Here is an 18,644-nt window from a genome sequence, read left to right as displayed (position 1 = left end):
GTGGACGCGGCCGGTCTTCGAACTGCGGCTGGCCGCCGTGGTGCTGCTGCAGTCCAACCTCCGCCTGCTGCGCAACTCCGACCTGACACGGATTGAGGGATTCCTGCGGGACGCCCGCACGGCGGCGTTGGTGGATCCGCTCGCGGTCGACGTCGTGGGCCCCATGATCAGCGGGCTGGCGGGCCAGTCCCGGGTACGGGCCGAGGCAATCCTGGATCGCTGGGCGGGGGAGCCCGACCCCTGGCTGCGCCGGGCCGCGATCCTTGCTCCGCTGCGGGCACTGCGTGCCGCCAGCATCGACGCGGAGGAGGTGGTGCGACGGGTCCGGGCTGCAGCCGCGTCAGGTGACAGTGGCATCGTCCGGGAAGGTGTGGCCAGGCTCTGCACCGAGGTGGAGAAAATTGCCCCGGGCCGGGTGGCATCGCTCCAACTACCGTGCAGCACCGCAACATAGTTGGCCTCAAACGTAGCGGGCGCCAGGGGACACAAAAAAGCCCCGGATTCCCGGGGCTTTCTCTGTGCGCAGGAAGGGACTCGAACCCTCACCCTCAATAAGAGGACTAGCACCTCAAGCTAGCGCGTCTACCATTCCGCCACCCGCGCAGGTGGAGTTTTCGATGGATGATCAGGAGCCCTCAGGCGCACTGATTCCGTCGAAAGCAGCGAGAAAAACTCTAACATGTTTTGTCCGAAGTGTTGAATCGGGCGCGCGGCCTGTCCGGCGGTGCGCGCCGCACGCAGCGGCCCCGGCTTGGAACCTCCGCGGCGCAGCGCGGCGCTGCTGCTGGTTCTGGCGCTTTGGCTGGATAGGCTGGGGACAGACACCTACCTTGAGGGAGCCGTCATGACCGTACCGAACCCGCACGACGAAGTGGTCCGGATTTGCCAGGAACTGATCCGGATCGACACCTCCAACTACGGCAGCACCGAGGGCCCGGGGGAGCGGCAGGCCGCCGAATATACGGCTGGCCTGCTGGAAGAAGCCGGGCTGGCCACCGAGGTGTTCGAGTCCGCGCCCCGCCGGACGTCCGTCGTGTCGCGGATGGCCGGCTCGGATCCCTCGGCCCCGGCGCTGGTGGTGCACGGCCATCTTGATGTGGTCCCGGCGCAGGCCGACGACTGGCAGGTGGATCCGTTCAGCGGAGAGGAACGGGACGGGCTGATCTGGGGCCGCGGGGCCGTGGACATGAAGGACATGGACGCGATGATCCTCTCCGTGGCGAGGCACATGTCCCGCAGCGGCATCCAGCCCCGCCGGGACATCGTCTTCGCGTTCTTCGCCGATGAAGAAGCGGGCGGCACCTACGGCGCGCGTTGGGCGGTGGAGAACCGGCCGGAGCTTTTCGACGGCGCCACCGAGGCCATCTCGGAAGTGGGCGGTTTCTCGGCCACGATTGGCGGCCGGCGAGCCTACCTGCTGCAGACCGCGGAGAAGGGGATCGCTTGGCTGCGCCTCGCCGTCGCCGGCCGCGCAGGCCACGGTTCGCAAATCAACACCGACAACGCGGTTACCACGCTGGCCGCCGCCGTCGGGCGGATCGGATCACACCAGTGGCCCATCGAGTTGACGGACACCACCCGGCAGTTCCTGGACGGCGTCACCGAGCTGACCGGCGTGGAATTTGACCCGGACAACCCGGAGATTCTGCTCAAGGAGCTGGGCACCGTGGCCCGCTTTGTGGGCGCCACGCTGCAGAACACCTCGAACCCCACCGTGCTGAAGGCCGGTTACAAAGAGAACGTGATCCCCGGACTGGCCGAGGCGCGGATCGACGCCCGGACGCTGCCCGGCCAGGAAGAGCTGGTGCTCGCCACCATCCGCGAGCTGGCGGGCCCGGACGTGGACGTGAGCTACGTGCACCAGGACATGTCCTTGGAAGTCCCGTTTGCCGGCAATCTGGTGGACGCCATGGTGGACTCGCTGAAGCTTGAGGACCCGGACGCCGTGGTGCTGCCGTACACCCTCTCCGGCGGCACCGACAACAAGTCGCTGGCCCGGCTGGGCATCACCGGCTACGGTTTCGCGCCGCTGCGGCTGCCCGAAGAGCTGGACTTCCCCGGCATGTTCCACGGGGTGGACGAACGGGTGCCGGTGGAGTCGCTGAAGTTCGGCACCCGCGTGCTGCAGCGGCTGCTCACCACCTACTGATCTCTGCACCGACAACGAAAGGACCACCGGCATGCCTGCCAGTGTTGAAGAACTGCTCCCGGACTCCCTGCTGGAAACCATCCGCGGACGGGCCGCAGGCTACGACGAGGCGAACAGCTTTTTCCACGAGGACTTCGAGGATCTGGTTGCGGCCGGCTACCTGAAAATGTTCGTGCCGGAGGAAGACGGCGGACTGGGCTACTCGCTGGAAGAGGCAACCCGGGCGCAGATGCGGCTGGCCGGCGCCGCCCCGGCCACTGCGCTGGCGGTCAACATGCATCTGGTCTGGACCGGCGTGGCGCGCGTGCTCAAGGCCCGAGGGGATAACAGCCTGGATTACGTCCTGGCCGAGGCCGGCCGCGGCGAAGTCTTTGGCTTCGGCGTTTCCGAAGCCGGCAACGACCAGGTGCTCTTCGATTCCCGGACGGTAGCGGCGCCGCGCGCTGACGGAGGCTATGAATTCACCGGGACAAAGGTGTTCACCAGCCTCTCGCCGGCATGGACCCGGCTGGGAGTCTTTGGCCGGGACGACTCCGGCGAGGACCCGCAGCTGGTCTGGGGGTTCATCGACCGCGACAAGCCGGGCTACCGGATCAAGGACGACTGGAACACGCTGGGCATGCGCGCCAGCCAGTCCAACACCACCGTGCTGGAAGGCGCAGTGGCAGCACCGGACCGGATCTTCCGGAAACTACCGGTGGGCCCCAATCCTGATGTGTTGATCTTCGGCATCTTCGCGTGCTTCGAGATCCTGCTCTCGTCCGTGTATGCGGGGATCGGCACCCGCGCCCTGGACCTGGCCGTGGAAGCCGTGCACCGCCGTCGTTCTTTGAAGACAGGCAAGAGCTACGCGCAGGATCCGGACATCCGCTGGCGGGTGGCCGACGCCGCACTCGCGATGGACGGCTTGTACCCGCAGCTGGCATCCATCGCCCGTGATGTGGACACACTGGCCGACCACGGCGGGTTGTGGTTCGCCAAACTGGCCGGGATCAAAATCAGGGCCACCGAGACGGCCAAGGACGTGGTGGAGAAAGCCGTCCGCGTCTCCGGCGGCGGCGGTTACTTCCGCGGTGGGGAGCTTGAGCGCCTGTACCGGGACGTGTTGGCCGGGCTGTACCACCCCTCCGACGACGAGTCGGCGCACAGCACCGTTGCCACGGCCTGGCTGGGGCCGTTGGACGACTGACCCGGGCTGTCCGGGCTGTGCGGCGCACCGTCCGGCTGGCTCAGGCGGTGCGTTCGACCCGGAGCACCCGGCGGCGCAGCCAGTACTTGCGGCTGCCGCCCAGATACAACCGGGTGCGCACCAAATCCCACTTGCCGTACTCGGCGTGGTCGGTCAACACCCGGCGTGCTTCACCGATGGATTCGTCCTTGTTGACGGTGAGGACCAGGTATTCGTACTGCCGGGCGTAGTCGCGTTCGCGGGTGACAGCGGCACCCAGAAATTGTTCTCTCATTGCCCTCCTGTTCTCTTCACTTATTCTCCACATTGCGGCTAACGTCTACACCATGAGCATTGATCCGCGTGTCGCACTTGAGTCACTGGTTTCCGCGCTGCAGGAACATCTGGCCGCCGCTTCGAGCCGCCGGGGTGAAGACGATCCTGCCGTGGAAGCAGCGTTCTCGTCCATTATGGAATCCTTCGAGACCTACGAAGACGCGCTTTACGATGCTTACGGCGAAGTGACGCCGCTGGTCATTTACGACGAGTCCGATGACGAGGACATGGACGGTCCCGACGACGTCGTCGATCCGTTCGACGACGATCTGGAGATCGAAGAAAAGTAGCGGCGCGCCGCAGGTCAGGGCGCGGAAATTTCATCCAATACCTGCGCGATCTCCGCAGGCAAGGCATCCAGCGGAGCCTTGAGGATCTCGTCCAGCTGCGCCGGAGTCCGCGGCCCCACCACGGCGGTGCCGACCGCGGGCCGCTGCAGCACCCAGCTCAGCGCCAGATCCAGCGGTTGGACGTCCAGGCCGCGGGCCGCCGTGGCCAGCGCATCCACAATCCTGGCCGGCCGGCCGGCCAGATACGGTTCCACGAAGCCTGCATGCTGCTCGGAGGCGGCGCGGGAATCGGCGGGCGTGCCGGTGCGGTATTTGCCGGTCAGGACGCCACGGCCCAGCGGCGACCACGCCATCAGGCCCGGGCCCAACGCAGTGGCTGCCGGAATCACCTCGTGTTCCGGCCGGCGCTTTAGCAGCGAGTACTCGTTCTGCACCGCGACCAGCGGAACCGGACTGACCGAGACCGCCCGGGCCAGCTGCCAGCCGGAGTAGTTGGACACACCCACATAGCGCGCGCGGCCGGAGGAAACGGCATGTTCCAGCGCGGACAAGGTTTCTTCCAGCGGGGCCGAGGCGTCGTCCCAGAGATGCACCAGCCAGAGGTCCAGGTAATCGGTGCCGAGCCGTGCCAGGCTGGCGTCCAGGCTGCGCAGCATGGCGCCGCGTGACGTGTCCACCTCCCGCCGGCCCTCGCTCCGGGTCACGCCGGCCTTGGAGACCACCAGCACTTCCTGCCGGGGAACCAGCTCGCCCAGGAACGCACCGAGCATCGCCTCGCTGCGGCCCTCGGCGTAGGGCGCGGCAGTGTCCAACAGCGTGCCGCCGGCGTCGAGGTAGGCACGCAGCATGGCGCCGGCGGCCTCCTCGTCCGTCTCCTCGCCCCAGGTCATCGTTCCCAGCGACAGTTGCGGGACCTTCAGCCCGCTGTTACCCAAGCGCTTATGCTCCATACAGCCAGCTTATGGCCTGCGGCGCCGTGGCCTTGGCAGCGGCCCGCCGACCCGTGCACGTGGTCCTGCCCCGTCCGAGGACGGTACCCCGTCCTCATACCGCGGGGTGATCTTCGCCCGGGGACTGTGTCTGGTTCCGTTTCCGGGGCCCGGGTGCCATAGGGTCTAGTGTGTGAATTGGCTAGAAGCAATCCTCTTGGGGCTCGTGCAGGGCCTGACCGAGTTCCTCCCGATCTCGTCCAGCGCACACCTGCGCATTGTGGGCGAGTTCCTGCCCGGCGCCGCCGACCCGGGGGCCGCTTTCACCGCCATCACCCAGTTGGGCACCGAAACCGCCGTCGTCGTCTACTTCTGGCGCGATATCGTCAACATCGTCAAGGCCTGGTTCGGCTCGCTGACCGGCAAAGTGCCACGCAACGATCCGGACGCGCGGATGGGCTGGCTGGTCATTATCGGTTCGCTGCCCATCGCCGTGCTCGGGCTGCTGTTTCAGGACCAGATTGAATCCACCTTCCGGAGCCTGTGGATCGTGGCCACCATGTTGATTGTCTTCGGCCTGTTCCTGGCGGTCGCGGACTCGATCGGCCGCCACACCCGCACGCTGGACAAACTCACCTACAAACACGGCATCCTGTATGGTCTGGCGCAGGCACTGGCACTGATTCCGGGCGTCTCGCGTTCCGGCGGCACCATCACCGCCGGCCTGCTGATGGGCTACACCCGCGGGGCAGCGGCCCGCTATTCGTTCCTGCTGGCCATCCCGGCTGTCTTCGCCTCCGGCCTGTACCAGTTGGTCAAGAGCTTTGGCGAGCCGGGACCGTACGGACTGGGCGAGACCGCGCTGGCCACGGCGGTGGCGTTCGGCGTGGGCTTCGTCATCATCGGCTGGTTCCTCAAGTACGTCTCCACCCGCAGCTACCGCCTGTTTGTCTGGTACCGGATCGGCCTCGGCACGCTGTTATTCGTGCTGCTGGGCTTCGGGATCATCAACGCCTGAAAGGGCGGGAATTTATCCGGCTCCTGCGTCCTTAAACGTTAGGAGCTTTAATGTACGACGGCGGGACCGCCGCCCCTGCGCCGGTCCACCCCATTGGAAGGAAACTCAAGAGTGCTTGGTTGGAATGCCCGTGCCGTACCCGAAATCCCGGGCGGCAAAGACGAACTGACCATCCACGACACTTCTGTGGGGTCGCTGGTAGCGCTGGAGCCGTCCTCTACCGGGAGCCTCTACGTCTGCGGCATCACCCCGTACGACGCCACCCACATGGGCCATGCCGCTACCTACGTGGCGTTCGACCTGCTCAACCGCTACTGGCGCGACGCCGGCCGCGCGGTGAACTACGTCCAGAACGTGACGGACATCGACGATCCGCTGCTGGAACGTGCCAACGCCACCGGCGTGGACTGGCAGATCCTGGCGAAGGACCAGACTGAGCTGTTCCGCACGGACATGGAAGAGCTGAACGTGATCCCGCCCCAGCAGTATGTGGGCGCGGTGGAATCCATTGAATGGATTGTCCCGGCGGTGGAGGATCTGCTGGCCCGTGGCCTGGCCTACCGGGTGCCCGGCACCGACGGCGAGCCCGACGGCGATGTCTACTTCGATTCCGTTGCTGCCGCCGGACCAGGCTGGCACAACGGCGCTACCTCCCGGCTGACCGAAGAGGACATGCTGCCGCTCTTTGCCGAGCGCGGCGGAGACCCGGAACGGCCTGGCAAGAAGCACCCGCTGGACGCGTTGTTGTGGCGTGTGGCCCGCGACGGTGAGCCCGAGTGGCCGGGTGCCTCACTGGGCGATGGCCGGCCCGGCTGGCATATCGAGTGTTCGGTGATTGCCCGCAAATTTTTGCCGGAAACCTTCGATGTCCAGGCCGGCGGCTCCGACCTGAGCTTCCCGCACCACGAAATGAGTGCCGGCCACGCCTACGCGTTAGCCGGCAAACCGCTGGCCAAGCATTTCGTGCACGCCGGCATGGTGGGCCTTGACGGCGAAAAGATGAGCAAGTCCAAGGGCAACCTGGTGCTGGTGTCGGCACTGCGCGAGGAAGGCGTGGAGCCCGCAGCCATCCGCACGGTCCTGCTGGGCCAGCATTACCGCAGCGACTGGTTCTGGACCGAGGACCTGCTTCACCAGGGTCAGGCCCGGCTGGCTGCCTGGCGCGGCGCCGCCCCTTACGTGCAGGCGGACCAGGTGCCCGAGCTCGCGCAGCAGGTCCGGCGCGCGCTTTCCAATGACCTCAATGCCCCCGCGGCGCTGGCCGAAATTGACGGCTTCGCCGAGCACTCCCGCGAGCAGGCCAACGGCCAGCCGCAGGACGGCGCCGAACAGTTCGCCGCCCTGCTCGACGCGCTGCTGGGCATCCGGCTCTAACGCGGCCTGCGCAGGAGCGCCTTCTTAGAGCCGGCGCCGTTCCGACGTCTTCCGGTGCCTTGCCGGCCTGTAGGCACGGGGGACGGCCTTGGTTCCCCGGTTCCAGACGACCCAAAGCCCGAGAGTTCCCAAGAGCATGGGATGCACCAGCGAAGCGGCGCCGCCGCTCGTGACAACCAGAAGGTAGAGAAAGCCGGCCCAGCACAGCGCGACCAGGTACGCCCCGACCACAAGGGTGCCCCTCCTGAAGTCCGGGCTGTGCAGACGGTTTTTGACGAATGTTCCCTGGACAGACATACGTGCTCCCCTTGCCGGACCGTCGATCGAGTGCGTACATCACAGCACGAAGGCGCCGTTCCGTCGACACCTGATGCACAGATAACCCGGCGCATGGTGAACGGCTGCCAGTTGGGAAGCACCGGCAGCCGCCCAAGCAGCCGGACATAGTTCTTGAGCGGCGCGTCCTCGGCCGGCGCACGTTCACACGCGAAACGCGTGCCCAGGCCAGAAAGGAGCCTTCCCGCTCTATTCCTTGCGGCGCTTTTTGAGGTAGCGCTCGAATTCGCGGGCGATGGACTCGCCGGTGGCCTCCGGCAGTTCGGCCGTGTCCTTGGCCTCTTCCAGCTGCCGCACATAGGCGGCAACTTCGGGGTCCTCGGTGGCCAATTCGTCGACGCCGCGCTCCCAGGCTTCGGCTTCTTCGCTCAGGACGGACACTTCCAGCGGCACCTGGAGAATGTCCTCCAGCCGGTGCAGCAGCGCGAGTTCGGCCTTGGGGGAGGGCGACTGGCCCACGTAGTGCGGCACCGCCGCCCAGACGGACATGGTCGGGATGCCGGCCAGCGAGGCGACGTCGGCCAGCACCCCGACGATCCCGGTGGGGCCTTCGTACTGGCTGGTTTCGGTGTTCAAGGCGCTCCGGACATCGTCGTCGTCGCTGGTCACTGTCACCGGGATGGGCCGCGAATGCGGAACGTCGGCCAGCAGCGCGCCCACCAGGATGATGCAGTCCACGCCCAGCTCCTCGGCGTGCGCCAGAAGCTCAGCGGTGTAGGCCCGCCAGCGGTAAGACGGCTCCACGCCGTGGACGAAAATGATGTCGAGCGGCGCGTCCGGAACGCTGCTCCGGGTGAGCTTCGTCGTCGGCCATTTGATCCGGCGTTCGCCTGAACCGGTGCGGTGGACAACCGGCCTGGTGAACTGGAAATCATAGTAAAGATCCGGGTCCACGGTGGCCACCTTGTGGCTGTCCCACAACCTGCTGAGGTACTTCACGGCATCCGTGGCGGCCTCTCCGGCATCATTCCAACCTTCGAACGCAGCCAGCATCACGGTATAGCGCCGCTGTGCCTCCCCGGCCTTGGCCTGCGGGAACAGCAAATGCAGCCCGTGCTTTTCACCGGGGCCGTCCATTGGCAGATCGCCACTGTCCTGAGTACTCACGGTTTCACCCTAATCCTCCGCGCACGGCTTGTCAGTGAGCCCCTTTGCGATTCGCGCACAGCATAGCGGCCGGTTTCCGGTGTCCTAGCGGTTCCGTGCCCGGGCTGTGGCCGGTCAATGGCCGGGCCAGCCGGGCCCGTAGACTGGTGCCATGCCCGCACTTGATCCTTCCGCCGCTGCGTCCGGCGCCCTTCAGCCCGACCTGCAGGCGGTGTTCTGGGATATGGACGGAACACTCGTCGATACCGAACCGTATTGGATCGCAGCCGAATCCGAACTCGTCGCCTCTTTCGGCGGAGTGTGGAGCGACGAACTGGGCCTGAAGCTCGTCGGCAATGCGCTGGAGACATCGGCGGCGGTGCTGCAGCGGGCCGGCGTGGACCTCAGCATCCGCGACATCATCGACCGGCTGATCGACGCCGTGACCGAACGAGTCCGGCAAAGCATTCCGTGGCGCCCCGGGGCCCGGGAGTTGCTGGCCGAGCTGCGTGAGGCGGGCATTCCCACCGTTCTGGTGACCATGAGCGAGACGAAGTTGGCCACCGAGGTGGTGCGTGCACTGCCCGAAGGCAGCTTCCACTACCTGGTCACCGGCGATATGGTCAGCCACGGCAAGCCGCATCCGGAGCCATACCAGCGGGCCTTTGACTGGCTTAGCGAACGGCTGCCCGGCGCAGACAAACGGTGCGTGGTGGCGCTGGAGGACTCCGTTCCGGGCGTTGCATCTGCCGAAACCGCCGGCCTCGTGACGGTGGCTATTCCGCACGTGGTGCCGGTTCCGCCGTCGCCCGGGCGTCCGCAGTGGGACAGCCTGGCCGGGAAGGGCGTTAGTGACATGGAGCGGCTCCTGGTGCCCGCTTCCCAGGAAGCAGGAGTATGAGCACGCAGACACCCCGGACGCCGGAGCAAAAACAGCGCAGCGAAGGGATTCCGCTGGGCCGGATGTTCGGTGTGCCGGTGCTGCTCGCCTGGTCCTGGTTCGTCATCGCCGCGTTCATCGTGCTGATCTTCGGGCCCCAAGTTCAGCGCTTGATACCGGAACTCGGCGTCGGCGCCTATGCAGTGGCCTTCGGATATGCGCTGCTGCTGCTGTTCTCCGTGCTGGTACACGAACTCGCCCACGCCTTGACGGCCCGCGCCTTCCACTGGCCGACGGCGAAAATCGTGCTCAACCTCTGGGGCGGCCACACCCAGTTCGACAATTTCAATGCCACACCGGGGAAGTCCCTGATGGTGGCGTTGTCCGGACCGGTGGCCAACTTTGCCCTGGCCGGCCTCGGTTCGCTGGTCCTGCCGCTGTTCCGCGGCGAGCCGATTCCGTTCCTGCTGACCGACATCTTCATTCTGGCGAACTTCCTGGTGGCGCTCTTCAATATCCTGCCCGGGCTGCCTTTGGACGGCGGCCGGTTGGTGGAGACTGCGGTCTGGAAAGTGACCGGCAGCCAGGAAAAGGGCACCGTGGCGGCAGGCTGGGCCGGCCGCGTCATTGTTGTGCTGCTGGTGGTCGGCGTGATCGGCGTGCCCTTGATGCGAGGCGGCTCGCCCGACCTGCAAATGGTGGTGCTGATGGTGCTGGTCTGCGGGTTCCTGTGGATGGGTGCCAGCTCGGCGATCGAGCACGCCCGGATGCGGCTGCGGTTGCCGTCCGTCAGCGCCGGGCAGCTCAAACTCCCGGCAACGTCGCTGCCGGCCACCGTCATGGTCGCCCAGGTCCAGCAGTTGCTGGAGCGGGACCCGGAGCTGAGCGTGGTGCTCACTGCCCCCACCGGCCAGCCCGAAGCGGTGGTGGACCGCGGCGCGCTGAGCCAAGTGCCGCCGTCGGCAGCCGCGCTAACCCCGGCTGCGGCCGTCTCCCGGGCGCTGGCGCCGGGAGCGTATGTCCCGGAAGTGGCCGCCGGACAAGAATTGGTCCAGTACCTGGCCCGGCTGGCTGGCAGCGAGTATGCCGTGATCGACGGCGGCGGCCGAGTCACCGGGGTGCTGCAGCAGAGCACGGTGGTGCGTGCCATTACCGGCAAACCCGGCCGGCTCTGACCTTCACGACAACGAGCACCCGCAGCCGGACTGCCGGTGCGAATACAATCGACAACACCGCAGCGGTTGGTACCGCCGCGGCCACGCAACAACAACCGGAAGTGATCCACGCATGAGCTCCTCCACCAGCCCGCACGGCGCCAACCAGCGACGCGGACCGCTCCGGCCCGGCGAACGGGTCCAGCTCACCGATGAAAAGGGCCGGATGAATACCATCACCCTGACGCCCGGGGGTGCCTTCCATACGCATAAGGGCTTCCTGCCGCACGACGAAGTCATCGGCCGGGAAGAAGGCACGGTGGTGACCAACACCGTGGGCCACCGGTACCAGGCGCTGCGTCCGCTGCTGTCGGACTTCGTGCTGTCCATGCCGCGGGGCGCCGCCGTCGTCTACCCCAAGGACGCTGCGCAGATTGTCACCATGGCGGACATCTTCCCCGGTGCCCGGGTGGTGGAAGCCGGCGTCGGCTCCGGAGCGCTGAGCATCTCCTTGCTGCGCGCCGTGGGCGACGGCGGACGGCTGCACTCGTTCGAGCGCCGCGAAGAATTCGCCGACGTAGCCCGCGGCAATGTGGAGACCTTCTTCGGCGGACCGCACCCTGCCTGGCAGATCTCGTTGGGCGATTTCCAGGACGAAGTGGTCAAGGCTGAGGAACCCGGCAGCGTGGACCGCGTGGTGCTGGACATGCTGGCGCCGTGGGAATGCTTGGACGCCGTGGCCACCGTGTTGGCGCCCGGGGGAGTGTGGATCAACTACGTTGCCACCGTGACGCAGTTGTCGCGCACCGCCGAAGCCATCCGGGAAGACGGCCGGTTTACTGAGCCCGAAGGCTGGGAATCAATGGTCCGCGGCTGGCATCTGGAGGGCCTGGCCGTGCGTCCGGACCACAGGATGGTGGCGCACACCGGTTTCCTGCTCACCGCCCGGCGACTGGCCAGCGGCGTGACCGGGCTGACCCCCAAGCGCCGCCCGTCCAAAACCGAATTTGCCGCCGAGGACGTGCAGGTGTGGACCGGTAACGAGGAGGACTGGAACTCCGAGGCACTGGGCGAGCGGACGGTTTCGGACAAGCGGCTGCGCCGGGTGGCCAAGGACGCCGCCTCCACTGTGCAGCGCGGCGCATTTAAGGACATCAACCCAGAGACCGACTAGCCGGGCACCAACGCGGCAGCGTTTTCGTTATCTCGCGTAATAAGCCGACCACAGGCAACAGATCCTCCCGGCCGGACGTTGGAATTCCATGTTTCGATTCGGCGTTTCTTTTCGTAGACACGTGCAGGCGGATCAGGCGCCCGTTAGGGTCTAGGGAAGGAACCGATTCAAGGAAGCGGGTCGCGGTGATGAAGGACAACCAGAACCAGAACAATGAACCGGCACCGGCTGACGAAGTGGACGAACAGCGTGACGCGCTGACCGTCGCCCAGCGCCAAATCAACGTCCTGCGCGACAAGCTGCGCCACTTGGACAAGTCCCTTGCTGCAGCCACCCAGAACAATGCCCGTCTGGTCGCCACCCTTGAGGCCGCCAAGACGGAGATTGTGCGGCTCAAGTCCGCCCTTGAGCGCGACGGCGAGACACCCTTCAGTTTCGCCACCGTCACCGACGTCCATAAGGCGCAGAAGCCGCGTCCGGGCATCAGCAACGCCGCCATGGTGCAAGAGAGCGTGGACATTGTGCAGTCCGGACGCAAGCTCCGGGTTGCGGTCAGCCCCCTGGTCGACATGGACCAACTGGGGCCCGGACAGGAAGTCCTGCTGAACGAATCGCTGACGGTGATTGCGGCGCTCGGCTTCGAGCGTTCGGGAGAACTGGTGACCATCAAGGAGATGCTGGACGGGCACCGGGTCCTGGTGGTGGGACGGGCCGACGAAGAACGCGTCGTCAAGCTCTCCGGGGCACTGCTGTCCGAGCGGCTTCGGGTCGGTGATGCCGTCTCGATTGACGCCCGCAGCGGCTACGCGCTGGAGAAGATCCCGCGCAGCGAAGTGGAGAACCTGATCCTCGAAGAGGTCCCGGACATCTCCTACGAGGACATCGGCGGACTGGGCCCGCAAATTGACCAGATCCGCGATGCCGTCGAGCTGCCCTTCCTGCACCCCGACCTGTACCGCGAGCACGGGCTGAAGGCGCCCAAGGGCATCCTGCTCTACGGACCTCCGGGCTGCGGCAAGACGCTGATCGCGAAGGCGGTTGCCAACTCGCTGGCCGCCAAGGCCATCGAGCGCAACGGCACGGACACCCGCAGCTACTTCCTGAACATCAAGGGACCGGAGCTGCTGGACAAGTACGTGGGTGAGACCGAGCGCCACATCCGGCTGATCTTCGCCCGCGCCCGGGAGAAGGCCTCCGACGGCAGCCCGGTGGTGGTGTTTTTCGATGAGATGGATTCGCTGTTCCGGACCCGCGGCACGGGTGTCTCGTCCGACGTCGAAACGACGATTGTGCCGCAGTTGCTCTCCGAGATCGACGGCGTGGAGAAGCTGGAGAACGTGATCGTCATCGGCGCTTCCAACCGCGAGGACATGATCGACCCGGCCATCCTGCGCCCGGGACGACTGGACGTGAAGATCAAGATCCACCGCCCCGATGCCGAGGCGGCCGCGGACATTTTCACCAAGTACCTCACCACGGACCTTCCGATCCATGCGGAGGACCTGGCCGAGCATGGCCAGGACCGCAAGGCGACGATCGAGGCGATGATCCAGCGCACGGTGGAGGAAATGTACTCCACCGATAAGTCGAACGAGTACCTGGAAGTGACCTACGCCAGCGGCGATACCGAGATGCTCTACTTCAAGGACTTCAACTCCGGAGCGGTAATCCAGAACGTGGTGGACCGGGCCAAGAAGAATGCCATCAAGGACCTGCTGACCAGCCGGCAGAAGGGCCTGCGGATCGAACATCTGCTGCGCGCAGTGGTGGACGAATTCCGCGAGCATGAAGACCTGCCGAACACCACGAACCCCGACGACTGGGCCAGGATTTCCGGTAAGAAGGGCGAACGGATCACCTACATCAGGACCATCGTGCAGGGCAAGGCCGGGCAGGAGGCCGGCAAGTCGATCGAAACGATGCCGAACACGGGGCAGTACCTGTGAGTGTCTACCGGGTGATGGGTTCGGAGACGGAGTATGGCATCCATGCTCCGGGCGAACCGCTGGCCAACTCCACGGTGCTCTCCTCGCAGGTGATCAACGCGTATGCGGCAACCATGCGCAAGGGGCTGGGCAATCTGGCCGGCACCCGCTGGGACTATACCGACGAGGAACCGCTGCACGATGCGCGCGGCTTCGACCTCTCGCGCGAGGCTGCCGACCCGTCGCAGTTGACGGACGTGCCGCCGGTGCTGGATGCCGAGCAGATTGCGCTGGCCGGGGGCCGCGCGGCGGCCAACGAGTTCTACACGGATGAGGCCTCCGGCGTGCTGATGAACATGGTGCTCAGCAACGGCGCCCGGCTCTACGTGGACCACGCGCACCCGGAGTACTCCTCGCCGGAGGTGACCAACCCGCTCGACGCTGTGCGCTGGGACAAGGCGGGCGACGCCGTCGTGCTGTCCGCGCTTCGCAGGATAGCCGCGACGCCGGGGTTCTCGCCGGTGAACCTGTACAAGAACAACACGGACAACAAGTCGGTCTCCTATGGTGCGCATGAGAACTACCTGATGCCGCGCAGCCTGCCGTTCAACCAGATTGTGACCGGGTTGGTTCCGTTCTTCGTGTCCCGGCAGGTGGTGTGCGGGGCCGGCCGGGTGGGACTCGGCACCAACGGCCGGACGCCGGGGTACCAGATCAGCCAGCGCGCGGACTTCTTCGAGGCCGAGGTGGGTCTGGAGACCACCATCCGCCGACCGATCATCAACACCCGCGATGAACCGCACTCGGTCGCGGACAAATACCGGCGGCTGCACGTGATCATCGGCGACGCGAACCTGAGCGAGGTGTCGATCTTCCTGAAGATGGGCACAACGTCCGTGGTGCTGTCCATGATCGAACACGGGGAAGCCCCGGACGTGCAGCTGGCCGACCCGGTGCAGGCGCTGCAGGCGGTCAGCCATGACCCTTCGCTGCAGCAAAAGGTTGCGCTCAGCGACGGCAGCATGGTCACCGGCCTGGACCTGCAGGATATCTATCTGCAGGCAGCCGTGGAGCACTGCAGGAGGCACGGGACCAATAGCGGCCAGACCGCGGAGGTGCTCGAGCGCTGGGCCTCGGTGCTGGAGACCCTGCGGCGCGACCCGATGGAAGCCGCGGACCAGGTGGACTGGGTGGCCAAACTCAAGCTGCTGCAGGCCTACCGTGACCGGGACGGCCTGGAATGGGGCGATCCGCGGCTGGGCTTGATCGACTTGCAGTACGCGGATGTCCGGCCGGAAAAAGGCCTTTACCACCGGCTGGCTGCCCGCGGCCGGATGCAGCGGCTGCTCTCGGACGAAGAGATCAACACCGCCGTGAGCCAACCGCCGGACGACACCCGGGCCTACTTCCGCGGAAAATGCATCCAGCATTTCCCGCAGGAAGTGGTCGGCGCCAGCTGGGATTCAGTGATTTTCGATCTTCCCGACCGCAGGCGGCTGCAGCGCATACCGACCCGCGAACCGCTGCGCGGCAACCGCGAGCTGACCGGGAAGCTTTTCGAGCAGGCCGAATCCGCGGAGGATTTTATTACCGCCTTGCTGGGACCCAGCAGCGAGCCGCACGTGGCAACATAAGCATGAGGACCGAGTCGACCGTCACACCATAAGGAGGCCATCATGGCAACCCAGGACCGCAAGAACGTGGACTCCCGCCGCGAAGACGAAGCGTACGACGACGAGCCCACACCCGAGCCTGCCGCCGCACCTGCCGCTCAGGCCGAGACCGAAGGCACCGATGATCTGCTGGACGAGATCGACGGTGTGTTGGAACAGAACGCGGAAGAATTCGTGCGTGGATTCGTGCAGAAGGGCGGGCAGTAATTGATGAACATGCCGGCCGGCGGTCCGGGCTCTGTCTTCGCCCAGATTTCGCACTCAGCCACCGCCTCCTTCAGTGAGTATCTGGCCCGTACGGCGCCGGACCTGCTGCCGGCTGCCCGCGGAGCCCTGCAACTGCCGGCAGGAGCCGCCCCGATGGTGCCGCATGCCACCACGATCGTTTCGATGACCTTCGCCGGCGGCGTGCTGATGGCCGGTGACCGTCGGGCAACGATGGGGAACATGATCGCCAGCCGGCACATCGAGAAGGTCTTTCCGGCCGATTCCTATTCGGTGCTCGGCATCGCCGGCACCGCTGGCATTGCCCTCGACATCACCCGGCTCTTCCAGGTGGAACTGGAGCATTACGAGAAGATCGAAGGCACCCTGCTGAGCCTCGAGGGCAAAGCGAACCGGCTTGGCGCGATGATCCGGTCCAACCTGCCGATGGCCATGCAGGGACTGGCCGTCATTCCGTTGTTTGCCGGCTTCGACCAGGAGCGCCGGGTGGGCCGCCTGTTTTCCTACGATGTGACCGGCGGGCGCTACGAGGAGCAGGAGCACCACAGCGTCGGATCGGGCTCCGTCTTTGCCCGCGGCGCGTTGAAGAAGCTCTGGCAGCCGAATCTTGACGAGGCGACCGCTGTCCGGGTCTCCATCGAAGCCCTCTACGACGCCGCCGACGACGACTCGGCCACCGGAGGTCCGGATACCGTCCGGCAAGTGTGGCCGGTGGTGTACACCGTCAACGCCGCCGGCGCCCGCCGGATCCCGGAGCGGGAACTGGCCGCCACGTCCGAAGCCGTGATCGCCGGACGTGCCGTGGCCGGACGGGAGGCGTAGGCATGACACAGCAGTTCTACGTATCGCCCGAGCAGTTAATGAAGGACCGGGCGGACTTCGCCCGGAAAGGCATTGCCCGCGGCCGTTCGGTGGTGGTGCTCAGCTGCTCGGACGGGATCGCGCTGGTCGCCGAGAACCCTTCGCCGTCGCTGCATAAGATCGGCGAGATTTACGACCGCATCGCCTTCGCCGCGGTCGGCAAGTACAACGAGTTCGAGAGCCTGCGCCAGGCAGGCGTGCGCTACGCCGACGTCCGCGGCTATTCCTACGACCGCGAGGACGTGACCGGGCGGGGCCTGGCCAGCGTCTATGCACAGAGCCTGGGCGCGGTCTTCACCGCCGACACCAAACCGTTCGAAGTGGAGCTCGCTGTCGCCGAAGTCGGCGCGACGCCGGCCGAGGACCGGCTGTTCCGGCTGACCTTCGACGGGTCCATCGCGGACGAACGCCGGTTCGTGGTCATGGGCGGCGACGCCGAAGCAGTGGGCGAAGCCCTGCGGACCGACTGGGCCGACGGCCGCGACTATGCGGGCGCGGTCCGGGCCGCGGTGGCCGCCTTGTCCGGCAAGACCGGGCAGCAGGATGCCGGGCAGTCCCGCGAACTGCGTCCCGAAGGACTCGAAGTTGCTGTGCTGGACCGCGACCCGCTGTCCAGCCGGGGGAGCCAGCGTGCCTTCCGTCGGTTGGCGACCGCTGAACTAACCGAGATTTTGGGCGAGGGAATGGACGGCTAGCCATGGACAGACGGATCTTCGGGATCGAGACCGAGTTCGGCATCTCCTATTCGGCGCCGGATTCGCGCCCGCTCTCGCCCGAAGAGGTGGCCCGCTACCTCTTCCGCAGGGTGGTCACGTGGGGAAGGTCCTCCAACGTGTTCCTGACCAATGGCTCGCGGCTGTACCTGGACGTCGGATCCCATCCCGAGTACGCCACCGCGGAATGCGACGACGTCGCCCAACTGGTAGCCCATGACCGGGCCGGCGAATTGATCCTCGAAGACCTCATGAACGAGGCCCAGGAACGCTTGGCCCGCGAGGGCTTCGGCGGCCGGGTCTACCTGTTCAAGAACAACACCGATTCTGCCGGGAACTCCTACGGAAGCCACGAGAACTACCTGATCCCGCGCAAACTCGAGTTCTCCCGGCTGGCTGACATCCTGATCCCCTTCTTGGTGACCCGGCAGATCCTGGTGGGCGCCGGCAAGGTGCTCAAAACCCAAAACGGCTCTATCTATGCCTTCTCGCAACGCGCCGACCACATCTGGGAGGGCGTCTCATCGGCCACCACGCGGTCGCGGCCGATCATCAACACCCGCGACGAACCGCATGCAGATGCCGAGTACTACCGCCGGCTGCACGTCATCAACGGCGACTCCAATATGTCCGAAGCCACCACCATGCTGAAGGTCGGGTCTGTGGACCTGCTGCTGAGAATGGTGGAAGCCGGGCTGATCATGCGCGATCTTCGGCTGGAAAACCCGATCCGGAGCATCCGCGACATCTCCCACGACCTGACCGGGCGCAAACCCCTGAAACTGGCCAGTGGGCGGGAGATGTCCGCGCTGGCCATGCAGCAGGAATACTTGTTCAAAGCACGGGAGTTCGTCGAAGCTAACGGGGCGCACAATCCGCACGTGGCACGCATCCTGGACTTGTGGGAACGCACGCTGGCCGCGGTGGAGTCCGGCGACCACAGCGGCATCGAACGGGAGATCGACTGGGCGATCAAGAAACGCCTGATCAACAGGATCATGGACCGCGAGTCGATCGACCTGGATGCGCCGCGGATTGCCCAAGTGGACCTGACCTACCACGACATTTCGGCCAAGCGCGGCCTGTACCACCTGCTCCAGGCCCGCGGCGAGGTGGCCCGTGTGGTGGAGGAACAGGAGGTCAAGAATGCCATGGACTATCCGCCGCAGACCACCCGGGCGAAGCTGCGTGGCGACTTTGTCCGGGCGGCCCGGGAGAACGGCCGCGACTTCACGGTCGACTGGGTCCATCTAAAGCTCAACGACCGCTCCCAACAGACGATCCTGTGCAAGGATCCTTTCAAGAGCGAGGACCCCCGGGTGGAAGCCCTTCTCGCCACCTTGTGACCTGCCG

At 66.0% G+C, this 18,644-nt stretch carries 18 protein-coding genes and 1 tRNA gene; 15 read left to right on the top strand and 4 right to left on the bottom strand.

Translation table 11 applies throughout. The features are described 5' to 3' along the window. The coding region (locus ACMX2H_RS07045; protein WP_414959825.1) for a DNA alkylation repair protein at nt 1-454 on the top strand (454 nt) is incomplete at its 5' end. Nucleotides 455-519: 65 nt separating this feature from the next. Here ACMX2H_RS07045 and ACMX2H_RS07040 read toward each other — a convergent pair. Then, nucleotides 520-603, bottom strand: a tRNA-Leu gene (locus ACMX2H_RS07040). 241 nt (nt 604-844) lie between these two features. Between ACMX2H_RS07040 and ACMX2H_RS07035 the strand changes: the two genes are divergently transcribed. Further along, on the top strand, nt 845-2,149 hold the full coding sequence (locus tag ACMX2H_RS07035; RefSeq protein ID WP_414959824.1) for a M20/M25/M40 family metallo-hydrolase: 1,305 nt from the start codon (nt 845-847) through the stop codon (nt 2,147-2,149). 31 nt (nt 2,150-2,180) lie between these two features. Continuing rightward, the gene (locus ACMX2H_RS07030; RefSeq protein WP_414959823.1) at nt 2,181-3,338 is read left to right on the top strand and encodes an acyl-CoA dehydrogenase family protein; all 1,158 of its coding nucleotides are present in this window, start codon (nt 2,181-2,183) and stop codon (nt 3,336-3,338) included. 40 nt (nt 3,339-3,378) lie between these two features. Here ACMX2H_RS07030 and ACMX2H_RS07025 read toward each other — a convergent pair whose 3' ends face one another. Next, nucleotides 3,379-3,612, bottom strand: coding sequence for a DUF5703 family protein (locus ACMX2H_RS07025; protein WP_414959822.1), 234 nt, complete (start codon nt 3,610-3,612; stop codon nt 3,379-3,381). A 52-nt stretch (nt 3,613-3,664) separates the two neighbouring features. Here ACMX2H_RS07025 and ACMX2H_RS07020 point away from each other — a divergent pair, with 52 nt between their 5' ends. After that, complete coding sequence (locus ACMX2H_RS07020) at nt 3,665-3,943, top strand: hypothetical protein (protein ID WP_414959821.1); 279 nt, start codon at nt 3,665-3,667, stop codon at nt 3,941-3,943. 14 nt (nt 3,944-3,957) lie between these two features. Here the strand turns inward: ACMX2H_RS07020 and ACMX2H_RS07015 are convergent, their stop codons facing one another. Further along, the gene (locus ACMX2H_RS07015) at nt 3,958-4,893 is read right to left on the bottom strand and encodes an aldo/keto reductase (protein ID WP_414959820.1); all 936 of its coding nucleotides are present in this window, start codon (nt 4,891-4,893) and stop codon (nt 3,958-3,960) included. A 172-nt stretch (nt 4,894-5,065) separates the two neighbouring features. Here ACMX2H_RS07015 and ACMX2H_RS07010 point away from each other — a divergent pair, with 172 nt between their 5' ends. Together ACMX2H_RS07010 and mshC are read left to right on the top strand one after the other, a co-directional pair. Then, a complete protein-coding gene (locus tag ACMX2H_RS07010; RefSeq protein WP_414959819.1) occupies nt 5,066-5,890 on the top strand; it encodes an undecaprenyl-diphosphate phosphatase in 825 nt (274 codons plus the stop codon). Nucleotides 5,891-6,001: 111 nt separating this feature from the next. Beyond that, nucleotides 6,002-7,264: a cysteine--1-D-myo-inosityl 2-amino-2-deoxy-alpha-D-glucopyranoside ligase gene (gene mshC / locus ACMX2H_RS07005; protein ID WP_414959818.1), complete on the top strand. Its 1,263-nt coding sequence runs from the start codon at nt 6,002-6,004 to the stop codon at nt 7,262-7,264. 525 nt (nt 7,265-7,789) lie between these two features. On the opposite strand, the gene ACMX2H_RS07000 is transcribed toward mshC, so the two are convergent. Then, complete coding sequence (locus tag ACMX2H_RS07000; protein ID WP_414959817.1) at nt 7,790-8,707, bottom strand: PAC2 family protein; 918 nt, start codon at nt 8,705-8,707, stop codon at nt 7,790-7,792. A 151-nt stretch (nt 8,708-8,858) separates the two neighbouring features. On the opposite strand from ACMX2H_RS07000, the gene ACMX2H_RS06995 reads away from it, so the two are divergent. The 9 genes from ACMX2H_RS06995 to pafA all read left to right on the top strand — a co-directional run bounded on the left by ACMX2H_RS06995 (nt 8,859) and on the right by pafA (nt 18,637). Continuing rightward, nucleotides 8,859-9,587 (top strand): HAD family hydrolase, encoded by a 729-nt coding sequence (locus tag ACMX2H_RS06995; protein ID WP_414959816.1) that lies wholly within the window; start codon nt 8,859-8,861, stop codon nt 9,585-9,587. Continuing rightward, entirely contained in the window at nt 9,584-10,741 is a 1,158-nt protein-coding gene (locus ACMX2H_RS06990; RefSeq protein ID WP_414959815.1) for a site-2 protease family protein, read from the top strand. The genes ACMX2H_RS06995 and ACMX2H_RS06990 overlap by 4 nt, the downstream gene beginning before the upstream one ends. Before the next feature lie 112 nt (nt 10,742-10,853). Next, nucleotides 10,854-11,894 (top strand): tRNA (adenine-N1)-methyltransferase, encoded by a 1,041-nt coding sequence (locus ACMX2H_RS06985; protein WP_414959814.1) that lies wholly within the window; start codon nt 10,854-10,856, stop codon nt 11,892-11,894. 188 nt (nt 11,895-12,082) lie between these two features. Beyond that, nucleotides 12,083-13,840, top strand: a complete 1,758-nt coding sequence (arc, locus tag ACMX2H_RS06980; RefSeq protein ID WP_414959813.1) for a proteasome ATPase — start codon at nt 12,083-12,085, stop codon at nt 13,838-13,840. A gap of 14 nt (nt 13,841-13,854) precedes the next feature. Then, on the top strand, nt 13,855-15,453 hold the full coding sequence (gene dop / locus ACMX2H_RS06975) for a depupylase/deamidase Dop (protein WP_414959827.1): 1,599 nt from the start codon (nt 13,855-13,857) through the stop codon (nt 15,451-15,453). 42 nt (nt 15,454-15,495) lie between these two features. Beyond that, nucleotides 15,496-15,699 (top strand): ubiquitin-like protein Pup, encoded by a 204-nt coding sequence (locus ACMX2H_RS06970; protein ID WP_414959812.1) that lies wholly within the window; start codon nt 15,496-15,498, stop codon nt 15,697-15,699. A gap of 3 nt (nt 15,700-15,702) precedes the next feature. Next, nucleotides 15,703-16,539, top strand: coding sequence for a proteasome subunit beta (prcB, locus tag ACMX2H_RS06965; protein ID WP_414959811.1), 837 nt, complete (start codon nt 15,703-15,705; stop codon nt 16,537-16,539). 2 nt (nt 16,540-16,541) lie between these two features. After that, nucleotides 16,542-17,273, top strand: coding sequence for a proteasome subunit alpha (gene prcA, locus ACMX2H_RS06960; RefSeq protein ID WP_414959810.1), 732 nt, complete (start codon nt 16,542-16,544; stop codon nt 17,271-17,273). 2 nt (nt 17,274-17,275) lie between these two features. Next, nucleotides 17,276-18,637 carry a Pup--protein ligase gene (gene pafA / locus ACMX2H_RS06955; protein ID WP_414959809.1) on the top strand — a complete coding sequence of 454 codons (1,362 nt, stop codon included), beginning with the start codon at nt 17,276-17,278 and terminating at the stop codon, nt 18,635-18,637. The last annotated feature ends 7 nt before the right edge of the window (nt 18,638-18,644 follow it).

Origin of the sequence: Arthrobacter sulfonylureivorans (assembly GCF_047607445.1) — a bacterium.
Lineage (GTDB): Bacteria > Actinomycetota > Actinomycetes > Actinomycetales > Micrococcaceae > Crystallibacter > Crystallibacter sulfonylureivorans_A.
This window is presented reverse-complemented; position numbering and strand designations above follow the sequence as displayed.